Annotated in this window: 16 protein-coding genes; 12 read left to right on the top strand and 4 right to left on the bottom strand. The window is 58.0% G+C overall.

Features of this window, described 5'->3' with window-relative positions:
• The first annotated feature begins 56 nt into the window (after positions 1-56).
• The 5 genes from GRI35_RS10350 (at position 57) to GRI35_RS10330 (ending at position 5,148) form a co-directional block, all read left to right on the top strand.
• Positions 57-1,517 (top strand): M28 family peptidase, encoded by a 1,461-nt coding sequence (locus GRI35_RS10350; RefSeq protein ID WP_160614093.1) that lies wholly within the window; start codon positions 57-59, stop codon positions 1,515-1,517.
• Positions 1,518-1,674: 157 nt separating this feature from the next.
• The gene (gene guaB, locus GRI35_RS10345) at positions 1,675-3,129 is read left to right on the top strand and encodes an IMP dehydrogenase (RefSeq protein WP_160614092.1); all 1,455 of its coding nucleotides are present in this window, start codon (positions 1,675-1,677) and stop codon (positions 3,127-3,129) included.
• A gap of 8 nt (positions 3,130-3,137) precedes the next feature.
• Positions 3,138-3,395 carry a hypothetical protein gene (locus GRI35_RS10340; protein WP_160614091.1) on the top strand — a complete coding sequence of 86 codons (258 nt, stop codon included), beginning with the start codon at positions 3,138-3,140 and terminating at the stop codon, positions 3,393-3,395.
• Entirely contained in the window at positions 3,392-4,573 is a 1,182-nt protein-coding gene (locus GRI35_RS10335) for an RsmB/NOP family class I SAM-dependent RNA methyltransferase (protein ID WP_160614090.1), read from the top strand. Before GRI35_RS10340 ends, GRI35_RS10335 begins: the two co-directional genes overlap by 4 nt.
• Before the next feature lie 71 nt (positions 4,574-4,644).
• On the top strand, positions 4,645-5,148 hold the full coding sequence (locus tag GRI35_RS10330) for a tetratricopeptide repeat protein (protein ID WP_235900306.1): 504 nt from the start codon (positions 4,645-4,647) through the stop codon (positions 5,146-5,148).
• Between the two features lie 41 nt (positions 5,149-5,189).
• Here the strand turns inward: GRI35_RS10330 and GRI35_RS10325 are convergent, their stop codons facing one another.
• The gene (locus GRI35_RS10325) at positions 5,190-5,678 is read right to left on the bottom strand and encodes an RNA pyrophosphohydrolase (RefSeq protein WP_160614088.1); all 489 of its coding nucleotides are present in this window, start codon (positions 5,676-5,678) and stop codon (positions 5,190-5,192) included.
• 182 nt (positions 5,679-5,860) lie between these two features.
• Here GRI35_RS10325 and GRI35_RS10320 point away from each other — a divergent pair, with 182 nt between their 5' ends.
• Genes GRI35_RS10320 through GRI35_RS10290 form a run of 7 tightly spaced genes read left to right on the top strand, consistent with a single transcriptional unit; the run spans position 5,861 to position 14,108 of the window.
• Positions 5,861-7,786 carry a 2-oxoacid:acceptor oxidoreductase subunit alpha gene (locus GRI35_RS10320; protein ID WP_160614087.1) on the top strand — a complete coding sequence of 642 codons (1,926 nt, stop codon included), beginning with the start codon at positions 5,861-5,863 and terminating at the stop codon, positions 7,784-7,786.
• Complete coding sequence (locus GRI35_RS10315) at positions 7,787-8,185, top strand: hypothetical protein (protein WP_160614086.1); 399 nt, start codon at positions 7,787-7,789, stop codon at positions 8,183-8,185.
• The gene (locus tag GRI35_RS10310) at positions 8,182-9,231 is read left to right on the top strand and encodes a 2-oxoacid:ferredoxin oxidoreductase subunit beta (RefSeq protein WP_160614085.1); all 1,050 of its coding nucleotides are present in this window, start codon (positions 8,182-8,184) and stop codon (positions 9,229-9,231) included. Before GRI35_RS10315 ends, GRI35_RS10310 begins: the two co-directional genes overlap by 4 nt.
• A gap of 12 nt (positions 9,232-9,243) precedes the next feature.
• Complete coding sequence (locus GRI35_RS10305) at positions 9,244-10,164, top strand: metal-dependent hydrolase (RefSeq protein ID WP_160614084.1); 921 nt, start codon at positions 9,244-9,246, stop codon at positions 10,162-10,164.
• Between the two features lie 15 nt (positions 10,165-10,179).
• Positions 10,180-11,571: a cryptochrome/photolyase family protein gene (locus GRI35_RS10300; protein ID WP_160614083.1), complete on the top strand. Its 1,392-nt coding sequence runs from the start codon at positions 10,180-10,182 to the stop codon at positions 11,569-11,571.
• A gap of 49 nt (positions 11,572-11,620) precedes the next feature.
• Positions 11,621-12,874 carry an SAM-dependent methyltransferase gene (locus tag GRI35_RS10295; protein ID WP_160614082.1) on the top strand — a complete coding sequence of 418 codons (1,254 nt, stop codon included), beginning with the start codon at positions 11,621-11,623 and terminating at the stop codon, positions 12,872-12,874.
• Positions 12,875-12,911: 37 nt separating this feature from the next.
• Entirely contained in the window at positions 12,912-14,108 is a 1,197-nt protein-coding gene (locus GRI35_RS10290) for a serine hydrolase domain-containing protein (RefSeq protein WP_160614081.1), read from the top strand.
• Positions 14,109-14,205: 97 nt separating this feature from the next.
• Here GRI35_RS10290 and GRI35_RS10285 read toward each other — a convergent pair whose 3' ends face one another.
• From GRI35_RS10285 to purF, 3 genes are all read right to left on the bottom strand, one after another.
• Positions 14,206-14,556, bottom strand: a complete 351-nt coding sequence (locus tag GRI35_RS10285; protein WP_160614080.1) for a PilZ domain-containing protein — start codon at positions 14,554-14,556, stop codon at positions 14,206-14,208.
• Positions 14,557-14,665: 109 nt separating this feature from the next.
• On the bottom strand, positions 14,666-15,388 hold the full coding sequence (locus tag GRI35_RS10280; RefSeq protein WP_160614854.1) for an SDR family NAD(P)-dependent oxidoreductase: 723 nt from the start codon (positions 15,386-15,388) through the stop codon (positions 14,666-14,668).
• Positions 15,388-16,854: an amidophosphoribosyltransferase gene (gene purF / locus GRI35_RS10275; protein WP_160614079.1), complete on the bottom strand. Its 1,467-nt coding sequence runs from the start codon at positions 16,852-16,854 to the stop codon at positions 15,388-15,390. Before purF ends, GRI35_RS10280 begins: the two co-directional genes overlap by 1 nt.
• Positions 16,855-16,999: the final 145 nt, after the last annotated feature.

The raw sequence follows: 16,999 nt of genomic DNA, 5'->3' as shown, positions 1-16,999 counted from the left end.
GGATATGTTCGGTGCGCATAATGCGGGCAATCTTTAAGCGTTCGGCCCTTAGGCTGATGGCTGGTGCGGCGGCATTGTTCGCCACTGTCAGCTGTGCGCCGATAAATGGTCCGCGTTCTACCAGCGCGGATTCTCTGCAAGCGATCGAAGCCGATATGCGTGCGCATATTGCTGTGCTGGCAAGCGACGAGTTCGAGGGACGCAGACCGGGCACCGATGGCGAGCGTAAGACTCTCAGCTATCTTGCGCGCGAGTGGCAGGAAGCTGGCCTGCAATCCGCCACTAACGACCCGGCAAACCCGTGGTTTGCACCGGTAGAGCTCGCTCTCTGGGCGCAGGACACCAGCACCGCGCGCTTCATTCGCGATGGTAACGAAGTTGAAGTTCCGGCGGATCAGGTCGCGCTTTTCTCCTCCGGCAGGCGCACTTTGATCGAGGATTCGCCTCTGCTTTATGTCGGGAAACAGGGGACCACGCTTGAGCAGTCCGAGCTAGCCGGACGTATCGCTGTGATGGAATGGGACCATCCGCAGCGCAATTTCCAGCGCGATGCTCTGTTGGAAAATGGTGCGGCGGCGGTGCTGGCGATCATGCCCGATGCCGTCAGCTTCAACGAAATCCGTCAAATCCGCGCGAATGGCGCATACCGGCTCGCTGACGGGCCAGGTGCTGCCACGCTTGACGGGATTGTCACAGCGGATGCAGCCACCACCTTGCTGGGCGAGCGCTATTCGGCGCTGAAAGAGGCGTCGGCGCGAGCAGGGTTCCGGCCCGTCAATCTGGGTGTCATGGCGACACTCGAAGCCACATCGGTTGAAGCTGTGGTCCAAACGCACAATCTCGTTGCGAAATTGCCCGGCAAAGTACCCGATAGCGGTGCAGTGCTTATAATGGCGCATTGGGACCATTTCGGCATGTGCGGCAAAGTTGAGGGTGAGGGCGAAGATCGTATTTGCAACGGGGCTGTCGACAATGCCAGCGGCCTTGCTTTCCTTACCGAACTTGCGGTGCGGTTGAGTAGTGGTCGCGCCCTGGACCGCGATGTCTATTTCGTTGCGACCACGGCAGAGGAATGGGGTTTACTCGGCGCGAGGGCCTTCACGCGCGATCCCCCACTGCCGCTCGAATCCATCGTCGCTGCGTTCAATGTCGATACGATTGGGCTAGCCCCGCGCGGCGAGGCTGTGGCGATATTGGGCGAGGGGCTGACCCTGCTTGATCCGGAAGTAAATGCGATCATCATGCGCATGGGCCGCCGCGTCGAGGCACGCGATTTCGCGGCACAGTTCGTGACACGCCAAGACGGCTGGGCCTTGCTGCAAAGCGACGTGCCCACTTTGATGGTGTCCAGCGCCTTTGCCCGACCTGATCTGATGCGGCGTTACACCAAAGGCCGCTATCATGGACCGAATGACGAGATCGACGAGGTCGAACTTGGTGGGGCGAGCCAGGATCTGCTACTCCACCTTGAATTCGTCCGCCATTTCGGGAGCATATCGGCGCATCCGGGCAGTTAACGCTACAGGACACTGACGCATCTTTGCCGCATATCCACCGGCACTGGCGGATATTTCCGCTTTGCCCCCTAGCGACTGTCACAAACCTTGATTACATGGACCGTCACGAATCTTCCGGCGTAGACCGCCATGGAAGCTGAAATTGAAAGTGACGACTATGGATATCCCCCTCGGCCTGACATTTGACGATGTGTTGCTGCGACCGGCGGAAAGCGACATTCTTCCGAGCATGGCGGATACGCGCACGCAATTGACGCGGGGCATCAGCCTTAACATTCCGGTTCTTTCCGCTGCGATGGATACTGTGACAGAGGCGGATATGGCGATTGTCATGGCGCAAATGGGCGGTATCGGAACCCTGCACCGCAATCTCGACATCGTGCAACAATGCGCTGCGGTGCGCACGGTCAAGCGCTTTGAAAGTGGCATGGTGGTCAATCCGATCACGATCGCGCCCGACGCGACGCTCGGCGATGCGCAGATGCTGATGGATCAGAACAAGATCAGCGGCATTCCGGTGACCGACAAGGACGAGAAGCTGGTCGGTATCCTCACCAATCGTGATGTGCGCTTTGCCGAGAATCCCAAGCAGCCCATTCGTGAGCTAATGACCACCGAAAATCTTGTTACCGTGCCGCTCGGTATCGGTCAGGATGAGGCACGCCATTTGCTCCACCAGCGCCGGATCGAGAAGCTGATTGTGGTCGATGATGCCTATCGCTGCATTGGCCTGATCACCGTCAAAGATATCGAAAAAGCGGTCAACTACCCGCACGCGACCAAGGACGAAGGCGGACGCTTGCGCGTGGCCGCTGCAACCACGGTGGGCGACAAAGGTTTCGAGCGCACCGAAGCGCTGATCGATGCGGAATGCGATGTGGTGATTATCGATACCGCGCATGGGCACAACAAAGATGTCGCGCGTGCGGTCGAGCGGGCAAAAAAACTGTCCAGCACGGTACAGGTCGTGGCGGGCAACGTCGCAACGGCAGAGGCTACTAAGGCTCTGATTGATGCAGGTGCGGACGCGGTAAAAGTGGGCATCGGACCAGGTTCGATTTGTACCACACGGATCGTGGCGGGTGTTGGTGTCCCTCAACTGACCGCGATTATGGATAGCGCAAAGGCTGCGTTGGATGCAGGCATTCCAATCATCGCTGACGGCGGCCTGCGCACGTCTGGCGATGCGGCGAAAGCGATTGCTGCGGGCGCCTCGACCGTCATGGTTGGCTCTATGCTGGCTGGTACTGCCGAGGCTCCCGGCGAAACGTTCCTTTATCAGGGCCGCAGCTACAAATCCTACCGGGGCATGGGCAGCGTCGGCGCAATGGCCCGCGGTAGTGCAGATCGGTATTTTCAGGCTGATGTCTCGGCACTCAAACTGGTGCCGGAGGGTATTGAGGGGCAGGTGCCTTACAAAGGTCCGGCCAAGGATATCGTTCACCAACTCGTCGGCGGGATTAAGGCCGCGATGGGCTATACCGGCTCGGCAACTATTCCTGACCTGCGCGAGCGGGCACAGTTTGTGCGGATTACCGGTGCAGGCCTCAATGAGAGCCATGTCCACGATGTCGCGATTACCCGCGAAGCCCCGAATTACCCGACGCGTTAGGATAGCAGATGATCGAAATCGTCCCCGTAATGCTGTTCATTCTTGGATGGCATCCTGACAAGCCGGGGAAGATTGATCTTCAGCGACCCGAGATCGTGTTTACCGACATGGCCGAGTGCGAGACTGCCGGAAAAACCATAGCGGACCGGATGACCAAGGCCGCTGCCGACAACAGCGGTACGCGTTACCAATTTCGGTGCGTGACATTCCCCGATAGGTTGGAATTCGACAAAGCCTATCGCGACATGCAGGACAAAACCCAATGACCCCCGCAGCACGCGTTCAAGCCTCGATCGAGATTCTCGATACGATTATCGACAAAGCGCGTATCAAGGGCGCGCCTGCCGACCGGATTATCGCCGAATGGGCACGCAGCAATCGCTATGCCGGTTCGAAAGATCGCCGCGCCGTTCGAGAACTGGTTTATGGCGCAATCCGCGCATGCGGCCCGATCCCCGATACTGGGCGCGCGGCCATGCTAAGGCTGGCCGAGATCAATTCCGAAATCGCGCCGCTTTTCGACGGCTCCAATTATGGTCCGCCCGCCATCGGTCCGAATGAAGTTCCTGCGAAAGGTGGAATAGCGCATTCCGTGGTGAACAGCCTGCTCGCCGCATCGGATATCGTGGGCGCAGAGGCGGGCGCGCTGCTCGACCGTGCGCCGCTGGATATTCGTATCAACACCTTAAAAGCGAGCCGCGACACTCTGGAGTTGCCCGAAGAAGGCGAAGAACTGCTCGCGGCAAATGCACTGCGTTATCCATCGGGCACGCAAGTCGAGCAATGGCAGGCCTATCGCGATGGCCAGATCGAAGTGCAGGACCATGGCAGCCAATGGGCCTGTGCTGCGGTCGATGCCAAGCCGGGCGAGACTGTGATCGATCTGTGCGCTGGGGCAGGGGGTAAAACGCTCGCTCTTGCCGCGGCAATGGAAAATCGCGGCGCACTAATTGCGGCGGACACAGACAAACGCCGCCTCGGGAACCTACCACCGCGCGCCGAACGTGCTGGCGCGGGTGTTGTCGAAACAATTCTGCTTGACCCGGGCAAAGAGCTGGAAATACTCGCTGATTATCGCGGCAAGGCCGATGCCGTTCTCGTCGATGCGCCGTGCTCGGGCGTCGGCACTTGGCGGCGCAATCCCGAAGCGCGCTGGCGGCTGGATCGGGCCGGTGTAACGGATTTCGCGCATTTACAGTCCCGCTTGCTCGGTATCGCCGCGCAACTGGTCAAACCGGGCGGCCGGTTGATCTACGTAACCTGCTCGCTTTTGGACGAGGAGGGACTGAGCCGGATCGATGCGTTTCTCAATTCACACCCGGGCTGGCAGGCCGATACACTCGACTGGCCGATTGGCCGTGAGCACGGAAAAGGACGGCGTCTCACTCCGTATCACGACGGCACGGACGGATTTTTCATTGGCCGCGTCACTTCACCCGCATAGCAATCGCTGTTAACTACTAAGCCATGGCAGATTCGACACCCTCGCAGAAACCTGCCTTCAAGGAGTTAATGATGCGTTTTGGACCGCCTGCTGCTGCCCTTTCACTGGTTTTCGCCATCACGGCGAGTATGGGCGTGGCGCAGGATCGAGAACCCAATCCACGCGCAGCAATGCTGATCGCGGAAGGCAAAGCTGCACTTGATGCCGGTCAACCGCAGAAGGCAATCGACAGTTTCGAAGCCGCATTGGCAGTTGACCCGGGCTATACACCGGTATTTCTGGCATTGGCAGAAGCGGCTCGCCGCGAAGGGCTGCAAGGCAAAGCCATCAGCTATTACCGCGAAGCACAGGCGCGCGAGCCGGAAAACGTCGCCGCTATCTCGGGCGAGGGTGAAGCCCTGGTTGAAAAGGGCGCAGTCGAAAAGGCACGCAAGAACCTCTCCAAGCTGGAAAAACTCTGCGGTGATCGCTGCCCCGAAACGCGCGAATTGGCGCAGGCTATCGCCCGCGGCCCGCAGCCGCAGGTGCTACGCGCTGAAGCCGTTATGCCCGATACGGAAGTGTCGCAGAATTAGTCCGGCTCCCCCTCCTCTGAAGAAGAGGGGCTTTAGTCTGTCTAAATCAACGCCTGAAACTCTGCCAAAACAGCGCGATAGACGTGTTTCTTGAACGGCACGATTACGCCCGGTAGCTCTTCGGGTTCCAGCCATTTCCATTGCGCGAATTCTGGCGGATCATGCGCCTCCAGATCGATATCCGCATCCTCTCCTTGAAAGCGGGCGAGGTACCAGACTTGCTCTTGCCCGCGATATTTGCCTTTCCACAGCTTGCCGATCAGTTCGTCGGGCAAGTCATAGCGGATCGGTTCGCTCACTTTTGCTAGGATCGTGACCTTGTCTTCGCCGACGCCGGTTTCCTCGGCGAGTTCGCGCAAGGCGGCTTCCTGCAAGTCTTCGCCTTCATCGACGCCGCCTTGGGGCATTTGCCAGAAACCGGCAGTGTGGCCATTTCCGTGTCGGCTATCGAGCCGTTCCGCGACAAATACTTTGCCATTTTTATTAACCAGCATCACCCCGACACAGGGGCGGTAACCGAGTTCGCTCATTTGCAAATCCTTGACTGTTTCACGGCGGTCTAGCGAACTACCCACGCTTTTCCACTCGACATTTTGCCAATCTAGGAGAAAAACTTCATTGCGAGTGAAAGGTGTGGCACCTAGGTGGCGCATCAAGACTGAAAGGTCGCGATTACAGAGCGCGCGGCGAGCGTGCACGAGAAGGAAAATTAATGGCTACGGCAGCCGAAAAAGACACTCCCCGGGATACAGCCCCAGACTCCGTTGTTGTTCGTTTTGCCGGAGATTCCGGCGACGGGATGCAACTGACCGGCGGTCAGTTTACGCTTTCAACCGCTCTTGCTGGCAACGATCTTGCGACATTCCCGGATTTCCCCGCAGAAATTCGCGCGCCGCAGGGGACCCTGTTTGGCGTTTCGGCGTTCCAGATCAATTTTGGCAGCCGTGAGATCAGTACTGCGGGTGACGCGCCTGACGTTCTGGTTGCGATGAATCCCGCGGGTCTGAAGGTCAATCTGGATGCGCTGAAACCCGGCGGTCTGATCATTATCGACACAGGCGAGTTTACCAAGCGTAACCTCGACAAGGCGAAATATGATGTCTCGCCGCTGGAAGATGACAGTCTGGCAAAATGGGATGTGCTGGCATTCGATATCTCGGCGTTGACGATCGAAGCGGTAAAACCCTTCGGCCTCGGTAATAAAGACGCACTGCGCTCCAAGAATATGTGGACGCTGGGTCTGGCGCTGTGGATGTTCGACCGCGACCGCGCGCCGATTGAAGATTGGCTGAAAACCAAGTTCAAATCCAAGCCCGACATTGCCGATGCCAATATTGCCGCGCTCAATGCCGGTCATGCCTATGGCGAGACGGCCGAACTGTCCGGTCCGCTGCAAAAGCTGCATATCGATCCGGTCGAGGCAGAGCCGGGCCTGTACCGCACAATCACCGGAGCAGAGGCGATTTCCTTAGGTCTGGTGGCCGGTGCGCAATTGGCTGAACTACCGATGTTCTTTGGCGGCTATCCGATCACGCCAGCATCGGCGATTTTGCACCATCTTGCGCGGCTGAAAGAGTTCGGCGTCACGACTTTCCAGGCTGAAGACGAGATTGCCGCGATCTGTGCCGCGATTGGTGCGTCCTATGCGGGGCAGTTGGGCATCACCTCGTCGTCCGGCCCGGGCATTGCGCTAAAGGGTGAGGCGATGGGCCTTGCGATTATGACCGAGCTTCCGCTGGTCATCGTGAACAGCCAGCGCGGCGGCCCGTCCACTGGCCTCCCAACCAAGACCGAACAGAGCGATCTCTATCAGGCGATCTATGGCCGCAATGGCGATGCGCCGATGCCGGTCATTTCTGCGCGTAGCCCCGGCGATGCGTTTGAAGTTGCTATCGAGGCGTGCCGGATTGCGACCGAGTATATGACGCCGGTGATGCTGCTGACAGACGGTTATATCGCCAATGCGGCAGAGCCGTGGAGAGTGCCCGATCCGGACACATTCGAGCCGTTCCCTGCGAAGTTTCTGGACAAGAAAAACGCAGGCGGCGAGTTGCATCCCTACAAACGCGATGCAAAAGGCGCTCGCCCTTGGATCAAGCCGGGTACGCCCGATTTGATGCACCGCATTGGCGGGATCGAGAAGGCGGTCGATACCGGCCATATCGACTACGCGCCCGACAATCACCAGGCGATGACCGATGCGCGGGTGAACAAGGTTCTGAACGTCGAAGTGCCAGATCAGGAAATCGCCGCAGGTGAAGCGGGCGGCAAACTGGTCGTGGTTGGTTGGGGATCAACCTACGGCCCGATCCGCCGCGCTGTCGACAATTCGCGCGCAAAGGGGATGGATGTCAGCCATATCCATGTCCGCCACATCTGGCCGCTGCCGAAGAATCTTGGTGAGCTGCTCAAGTCTTACGACAATGTGCTGGTGCCCGAAATGAACACCGGCCAATTCAAAACCGTGCTGCGCGACCAGTTCCTTGTTGATGCAACGCCGCTCACGAAAACCAGTGGCCAGCCATTCAGCATCGTCGAAATGGAAGAGGCCATCGGCAAATATTTCGACGGCATTGATGACAATGAAGGCGGGCAGGTTGATGTGAATGACACACAGCTGCCGAGTTCAGGGGGCTAAGTGGGCGTTCTGCCAACTCTAAAGCTCATGCTTTTCGTTTGTTTCGGCTGGCTACTTGCCGCACAAGTTGGCAAGTTGTTTGGGCTGCCAGTCGTGAGCGCCATCGTTGCATTACTGATCGGCTATTTCATTGGCAAATCTAAATCACTTTGTCAGCTTAATGAGCAGAACCGTGCCATTTTTTCGAGCTTTTTGGGTCCGAAAGGATATTCTACCCTAGGGTTGCTCGCAGTTTCCGGAGGCTTGCTCATGGCTATAGCAGTCGTGGTCGCGGCTCTGTTCAGCGATCTCGGAAATGATCAATACACTTTTATTGGAATGTTTGGATTGATGCCTACGATATTCATTTCACAATTAACTACTTTGATGGCCACTAAGGCCGAGGATAGTAGCCAATGAACGCACCCGTTAAATTCGAAACCACGCTCAAGGATTGGGAAACCGATCAGGAAGTTCGCTGGTGTCCCGGCTGTGGCGACTATGCCATTCTCAAGGCGGTGCAGCGCACTTTGCCTCAGCTTGGCGCGGACCCGTCTAACACCTGCTTTATCAGTGGTATCGGCTGCTCCAGCCGCTTCCCCTATTATATGGAAACATACGGCTTCCACACGATCCACGGGCGCGCGCCTGCGGTTGCCACAGGGGTTAAGCTGGCCAATCCGGATCTCGATATCTGGCTGGTGACCGGCGACGGTGACGGACTGTCCATCGGCGGCAACCATATGATGCATGTGCTGCGCCGCAATGTGAACATGCAGATCATGCTGTTCAACAACGAGATTTACGGCCTGACCAAGGGCCAGAGCTCGCCCACCAGCCGCGAGGGGACCAAGAGCCCGTCGACGCCGATTGGGTCATTCGACCACCCCGCCAACCCCTGTGCGTTTGCGCTGGGTTCGGGCGCGCGGTTTGTGGGTCGCGGCTTTGATGTTTCGAAAAATCTGCCTGACGTTTTGAAAGCGGCGCACGCTCACCAGGGCGCGGCGTTTATCGAGATTTTCCAGAACTGTATCGTCTACAACAAGGATGTGTTTAATGATTTCGCTGCGCCAAAAGGTGCAGGCGACCGCCAGCTATGGCTGGAGCATGGCAAACCGATGCTGTTCGGCGATCCGAAGGCCGGTTTTGACAAAGGCATTTCGCTCGACCGCGATACTCTCACGCTGAAAGTCGTCGAGGCGACTGAAGAAAATTGGAAAGACGCAGGCGTGTTGGTTCATGACCAAACCGACCGCACCATCGCCCACCTGCTGATCGAAATGCCGTTCGGCGCGTTCCCCATGGCGCTCGGTGTCCTCTATGACGATCCGCGCCCGACATTCGAAACAGCGGTAATCGAAGAGCGCGCCAAATCTGCCGCGGGCAAGGAGGCGAACCTCGCCAAACTGCTGGCCAAGGGGCAGACGTGGACCGTCGAAGCGAGTGAGGGGCACCCGACGGATTAGAGGTCCGACAGGATGGATAATCTAACTCACTCGCTAATTGGTGCATTGCTGGGGCAAGCTGGTCTGAAAAAGAAGACCGGGCTCGCGATGCCGGCACTGATTATTGGCGCGAATTTGCCCGATGTGGATGCGGCGTGTTTCTTCTGGCTCGAGGGCACCGAGCATCTCGGTTTTCGGCGCGGGATCACGCATGGCCCGCCCGCTCTTTTGCTGCTGCCGCTGATCTTGGCAGGGCTGCTCTACGGGTTTGACCGTTGGCAGACCAAACGCGGAAAGCGTCCTGAGGGCAGGCTGCCGGTCAATTTCAAGTGGCTGTTCCTGCTGAGCTTTATCGGCTGTTTAACGCACCCCGCGCTTGATTGGCTGAATGTGTACGGCATCCGCCTGCTGGAGCCGTTTTCGAGCCGGTGGTTCTATGGCGATACGCTGTTCATAATCGATGTGTGGCTGTGGGCGCTGCTGGGTTTTGCAACATGGTTCTCGCTCCGGCGCGAGAAGCGCGGTGGGGACTGGATAAAGCCCGCCCGCGCCGCGATGGTAGCGGTATTGGCGTATATTGGGTTGAATGGGGTGATCTCGTCAAACGCGGCGCATTCACACGTCGATGCGCCAACGGGATCCGATCAACAGATCGCCAGTCCCGTTCCGGGGATATTTCATCAGCGTGAAGTGATTACCGGTGGCAACGGCCTCTACGCGATCAACGGCACAGCTTTACCAGGTGTGCCGCTGGACCGCTGCAATCTGGACGAGCTTCGCGCCAAAGACCCGCAGGTCGAAGCGTTTCTGTTCTGGTCGCGCACGCCGTTCATCGAGCCGGGCGAGGATGGTATCTGGAGGCTCCGCGATGCGCGTTTCTATGATCCGCGTGCGCGCGACCGGTTCACGGCGGTATTATCCGGTTTGCAATGTGCGGAACCTTCGGCGGAGTAATATCGTTCTGACCGCATGACCAAACCACACATCGTCTGGCTGCGCCGTGACCTTCGCTTGGCAGACCAGCCTGCATTCTTTGCTGCGGCGCAAGCAGGGCCGGTAATTCCGGTCTATGTTCTGGATGACGAGGCGGCCGGAAGTCACTCCTATGGCGGAGCTTCGCGCTGGTGGCTGCATCACTCGCTTGAAAGTCTCGGCAACACTCTCGGGCGGCGCAATGCGCGTATAATCCTGCGGCGCGGTGATGCGGTCGAGGAACTGACCAAACTTGCCGAGGAAACTGGCGCGGAGGCGATCCATGCTATCCGGCATTATGAGCCTTGGTGGAGAAAGGCGCAGGGGAAGCTTTCGGATAAGCTCGACCTCCAGCTTTACGATGGCAATTATCTGTTTCCTGCCGGACATGTGACGACCGGATCGGGCAATCCTTATAAAATCTACACTCCGTTTTCCAAAGCGATACGGGAACAAATGCCGCCGCGTGACGAGTTGCCAGAGCCGGAAACCCTTAGCTCGCCCGGTTCGTGGCCTGACAGCGATGATCTCGCCGACTGGAATCTGTTGCCGACCAAGCCGGATTGGGCAGGCGGGATGCGTGATTTCTGGACCGTCGGCGAGAGAGCAGCGCATGAGCGGCTCGATTGGTGGCTCGATCATGTCGATGATTACGACGATGCCCGGAACCTGCCGAGCAAGGACAAGACCTCGCAAATGTCGCCGCATCTGCATTTTGGCGAGATTAGCCCGGTCCAGATATGGCACCGCTTCAAAGATAAGCGCAGCGCAGGCTGGAAGACATTCGAGAAGGAGCTGATCTGGCGCGACTATGCACAGAATGTGATTTGTCAGTTCCCTGCCTATCCCAAGGAAAGCTACCGTGACGGTTATGGCGAGGGGCTGTGGCGCAATCCCAATCGGGGGCATTTGATCCAGGATGATCTGAATGCCTGGCAACAGGGCCAGACGGGCTACCCCATCGTCGATGCCGGAATGCGGCAGTTGTGGCAGACCGGCTGGATGCACAACCGCGTGCGGATGATCTGCGCCAGCTTCCTCGTCAAACATCTGTTGATCGATTGGACTCACGGCGAGCAATGGTTCTGGGACACATTAGTGGACGCCGATTACGGATCGAACGGGGTCAATTGGCAATGGGTCGCGGGGACCGGCGTGGACAGCAATATGTTCGTGCGGATCATGGCGCCGCTCAGCCAGTCGGAGAAGTTCGACGCAGCAGCCTATATCCGTGAATATGTGCCGGAATTGGCCGATCTGGACGAACCCTATATTCACGATCCCGAAGAGCATGGCTGCCTGCCAGCTGACTATCCCGCCAAGATTATTGGCCACCGTGAGGCTCGCGAAAGAGCTTTGGCAGCCTACCGTGAAATGAAGGGTGACTAGCCCTGCTCCGGGCTTGCTCCGTTAAGACCTGCGCGGCATAGAGCGTCGGATGAGTGCGGAGGGAGCAAGCGGGGGCCTCAACAGAGGGCAGAGCCTGATAGAGGGCGCATCGCGTTTCGAGCGTAAGCCGGGTCTTATCGCGCGCCTTGTCGCCCCCAGTTTTCACAAAGTTCTCGACCAGATTGATCGCGGGCTGGAGCAGGGCGTGATGCGAGTGCATCTGCCCGATGGCACCACGCGGTTGCTGGGTGGCCGGAATCCCGGGTTTGAAACAATTGTGGATCTCAAGGATTGGCGCGCGTTGATGCGGCTTGCGACCAATGGCTCGATTGGCTGGTATCAGGCATGGGAAGCGGGCGAATGGGATAGCCCCGATCCGGTGCAGGTTCTGGCGATTTTCCCGCATAATGCCCGTTCTCTTGGAACTACCGGCCGCGCCAAAGGTCCATTCCGCTGGGCTGCGAAGGTGGCGCATTGGCTCAACCGCAACAGCAAGTCCGGCTCCGCCCGTAATATCCATGCGCATTATGATCTGGGCAATGATTTTTACGCCCAGTGGCTCGACCCGACTATGAGCTATTCGTCCGGCATTTTCGCCGAAGGCGACGACCTTCAAGCGGCGCAGAAGCGCAAATGGGCAAAGCTGTCCGAACGCTTAGGGAAACCCGACACGCTGCTCGAAATCGGTTGCGGTTGGGGCGCGTTGGCGGGGCACTTTGCCAGCGAGGGCGCGCGGGTCACAGGTATCAGTCTGTCGGATGCGCAATTGGCTTGGGCGCGCGAGCATCATGATGCGGCAATCGCGTTCCGCAAACAGGATTACCGCGACACCAATGACCAATATGACGCCATCGTCAGCGTTGAGATGGTCGAGGCGGTCGGGCGCGAATATTGGCCCAGTTACTTCGATTGCATTGCCCGCAATCTCAAACCGGGTGGCCGTGCTGCGATCCAGTTTATCACCATCGATGATGATCTGTTCGATGCCTATGCCGCCAGCGCTGATTTCATTCAGGCGTATATTTTTCCGGGCGGACTGCTAATCCGCAACAGCGAGTTCCAGAAGCTCGCCGCCGAGCGGAATCTCGAATGGCGCGATCAGGAATTCTTCGGGCTCGATTATGCCAGAACACTGAAACTATGGCGCGAAAACTTCGATGCCGCTGTGGACGCGGGCAGACTGCCCGATGGGTTCGACGAACGTTTTATCCGGCTTTGGCGCTTCTATCTGATGTACTGCGAAGCGGGTTTTCGCGCCCGCAGCATTGACGTGAGCCAGGTGACACTGGTCAAAGGCACATAATTGTCGCCGCCGACTGCGCTTTGGGAAAGGCACAAAAATGAAAAAATGGATCATCGGGATTTTGATTGTTCTGCTTGCGGGCGGGGGAGTTACCTATGCCAGCCTCGACAAGGATCAGCGCGCGTTGCTGGCCAATATGCCAACGGATCGCAATGTTCTGTTCTGGTCTGATGAGCAGCGCGAAATTGCGTTCCGCACGCTCGATGCAATCCCGATATTGGCCAATGCGCGGGTGATTGAAGCGGGCGATACGATCAAACCATTGCCCGAGGGTGAGCCGCTCTCGATTCCGACCGATGTCGACGCCTATATGGAGGAGCAACGGACCGCAGCGATTGTGATTCTGCATGATGGCAAGTTGGTCTTTGAGCGTTACGGGCTAGGATTCGATGCCGACGGCAAATGGACCAGCTTCTCGGTCGCCAAGAGCTTCACGTCGACGCTTGTCGGCGCTGCGGTGAAGGATGGTTATATCAAGAGCCTAGACGACAAGGTCACTGATTACATCGACGGCCTGAAAGGCTCTGCCTATGATGATGTATCGGTCCGGCAATTGCTGACCATGACATCGGGCGTGCGCTGGAACGAGGACTACACCGACCCGCAATCTGATGTTGCGCTGTTCAACGAGCATCAGGCGGAAGAAGGTGAGGACGTAACAGTCAGCTATATGAAGACGCTTCCGCGCGATGTGCCAGCCGGTGAGCAATGGGTGTATAGCACCGGCGAGACCAACCTGATCGGCGTGTTGGTGAGCGAAGCAACGGGCAAAGCGCTTGCCGATTACCTCTCCGAGAAAGTTTGGGCACCTTACGGTATGCAGCAGGACGCCACATGGTTACTGGGCTCGACCGGTCATGAAATCAGCGGCTGCTGCATTCAGGCGGCAACACGCGATTACGCCCGTTTCGGCGAGTTTATTCGCGGCGGCGCGATGGTCGGCGGCGAGAGCATCGTCCCCGCAGACTGGTTGGAACAGGCAACCACCAAGCAGGCGGATATCGGCGCACCGGGTAGCGGCTACGGGTATCAATGGTGGACATATGATGATGGCAGCTTCGCCGCGCAGGGCATTTTCGGGCAGGGGATATTTATCGATCCTGCCCGCAAGCTCGTGATCGCTTCCAATAGCAATTGGCCCAATGCGTCTGGGCAGGGCGCAGAAGGCAAGCAGCGAACCGAGTTCTACCGGGCGGTCCAGCAAGCGGTCGATGCCCTCGAGCGAGCGGAATAGCCCGCCGAATGTCGCAACACCAAAAAACGGGCCGCTCTTGGGGAGCGACCCGTTTCAGGCGTTCTAAGGACGATATGTCTTTGGGGGACTTGGTTCCTTAGAGCGTGCTGCGATATACCGTATTCGGGCTGTATCGCTGCAGGATATTGTCGTGAACAATCGGGCTGAGCAACTCGGTAAATGCGCAGCCGACAATTGAATTGTCCCACCAGACGACTTCTGCTTGGAGCGATTCCAGACCGGGTAGGGTGATCCAGCAGAGTTGTCCCTCACGCATGCGACTGATCGCCGCGCAGGAGAAACCTGAGATCGACAGATCGTGAACGACCGTCTGGAAGGCACGGCCACCCGACGCGCGTAATTGTGCGGGAATGGTGAGCTTTGTACGCGGCGAGCAGCGATCTTCTTGCGCTGCAAGCTCGTAAGAATTGTGTGTTTGAGCCAGCATTTACGGGCACCCTGTCGGCTTGAAGACTAACCACACCTTTCCCGGATGTTTCCGGTCAGGCTTTGCACAATGTGGAGCAAGCTAGTTTCTCAGGCATTACTGAGGGTGGTTAAGAAGGTTTTACCACCCGCTCTCGGTGGGAGGTTGCAAAATCTTCTTTCAGCAGATGAATAATCCGGTTGGCCACGACATCCGGCGTCTTAACAGTTTCGGGATCTTCGCCGGGATAGGCCTTCGCCCGCATTGCAGTGCGAGTCGCACCGGGATCGACAATCGCGACCTTTACGCCGCCGATTTTCTCAACTTCCTGCGCATAGCTGTCGAGGATGGACTCGAACGCCGCTTTAGTAGATCCGTAAGCGGCCCAATAGGCGCGCGCATCGGATCCGACAGAACTGGTCAATCCAATGACGCGGCCAGCACCAGCGCGTTTCAACAGCGGATCGAACGCTGCAAGCAATGCCTGCGTCGCAAGGACATTGGTCGTGATCGCCGTGCTGAATTGTTTTTGGTCGATTTGGGTGACAGGTGTTAGGCTCGGCAGGTAAGCTGCAGAGATCACAAGGTAATCAAGCTTGTCCCAGCGCCCGGCAATCGCCGCAGCGAGGCGGGAAATGGCATCGGGCTCACCCAGATCGAGCGGGGCGATGGTGGAGTTGCCACCGAAGTCGTGGATCTCATCTTCGACCGCTTCCAGTGCTTTAACATCACGTCCGGTCAGGATCACATGGGCGCCTGCCTTGGCAAGAGCTTTCGCTGTTTCTGCGCCAATCCCGCGACTTGATCCTGTAACCAGCGCGAGCTTTTCGGATAAAGGGTGTTCTTCGGACATCATGTTACCCTGTCGAAGGATAGCTGCGCGTCTTTGTCTTCGCGCTTGGATCGGTCGGTTAGCGGCGTGGGGTATTCACCCGTAAAGCAGGCATCACAATATTGTGGGCACGAGTTATCGCGCCCTTGCAAGCCAACTGCGCGGTAGAGGCCGTCTATCGACACAAATGCCAAGCTGTCGGCGCCGATATGCGCGCGCATTGGCTCGGTGTCCATCTTTGCGGCGAGCAGTTTTTCCCGCTCGGGCGTATCGACGCCGTAGAAGCAGCTATGCGCGAAAGGCGGGCTCGCTACGCGGAAATGGACTTCGGTTGCACCGGCATCGCGCATCATCTGAACGATCTTGATGCTGGTGGTGCCGCGAACCAATGAATCGTCGATCAGTACGATCCGCTTGCCTTCCACCAATGCCCGGTTGGCGTTGTGCTTTAGCGACACGCTGGATGTTCGTGCGCCCTGTGTCGGTTGAATGAAAGTCCGCCCGACATAGTGTGACCGGATGATGCCCAGTTCGAACGGTACGCCAGCCTGCTGCGCGTAACCGATGGCGGCGGGGACGCCGCTATCGGGCACTGGCACAACCAGATCGACTTCGGCGGGGCTTTCAATCGCCAGTTGTTCGCCGATCGATTTGCGCGATGAATAGACCGACTGGCCAACAAACACGCTGTCGGGTCGGCTGAAATAGACGTGCTCGAAAATACACGGGCGCGGCTTGATATTGCCGAAAGGATGGAGCGATTCCATCGCGCCGTCGAAGCTCACGCGGATCAATTCACCTGGTTCAACTTCGCGGACGAACTCGGCGCCGATCACGTCAAATGCAACGCTCTCGCTGGCAAATACTGTGGTGCCATTCAGCTTGCCCATCACCAGCGGGCGAATTCCGAATGGGTCGCGGCAGGCAATCATGCCTTCTGGCGTCATCACGATCAACGAATACGCACCTTCCAGCATTCGCAGAGCATCAACGAAGCGGTCGATCATCGTCGGATAGCGGCTGGTGGCAACCAGATGGATGATCACTTCAGTATCGGAAGTCGATTGGAAGATCGCGCCTCTGCTGACCAGATCATCACGCAATGTTCGCGCGTTGGAGATATTGCCATTATGCGCAACCGCAAAGCCGCCGCTCGCCAGATCCGCGTAAAGCGGCTGCACATTGCGCAGGCCAGATCCGCCGGTCGTGGAATAGCGCACGTGACCCGCCGCCATGTGGCCAGGCAGTTCGGCGAGTGCTTTTTGGGTCGAGAAATTCTCGGCAACATGGCCAGTGCCGCGTACCGAATAAAACCGGTCACCATCATAGCTGGTGATGCCGGCCGCTTCCTGCCCGCGATGCTGCAAAGCGTGCAGGCCCAGAGCCGTCACCGCAGAAGCCTTGTCTGCGTTGATTGCGCCGAACACGCCGCATTCCTCGCGCAGCTTATCTCCGCCTGCGTCAAAAAACGGATGATTGTGCGTCATGGTAGAGCCTGTCCGATGCCTGCCAGATGATGCTTCTCGGCGAAGCAAATCGTGGCCGCTCAATGGCGGTGTTACAGGTCAATTACAAGAGGCCGTTGGGGATTAACCGCATAGTTTGGCGGATTTCATTGCAGCGAAAGGAAAG

This window comes from Pontixanthobacter aestiaquae, from assembly GCF_009827455.1.
GTDB classification, from domain to species: domain Bacteria; phylum Pseudomonadota; class Alphaproteobacteria; order Sphingomonadales; family Sphingomonadaceae; genus Pontixanthobacter; species Pontixanthobacter aestiaquae.
Note: the sequence above shows the minus strand (reverse complement) of the source record. Positions and strands in the feature narration are given on the sequence as shown.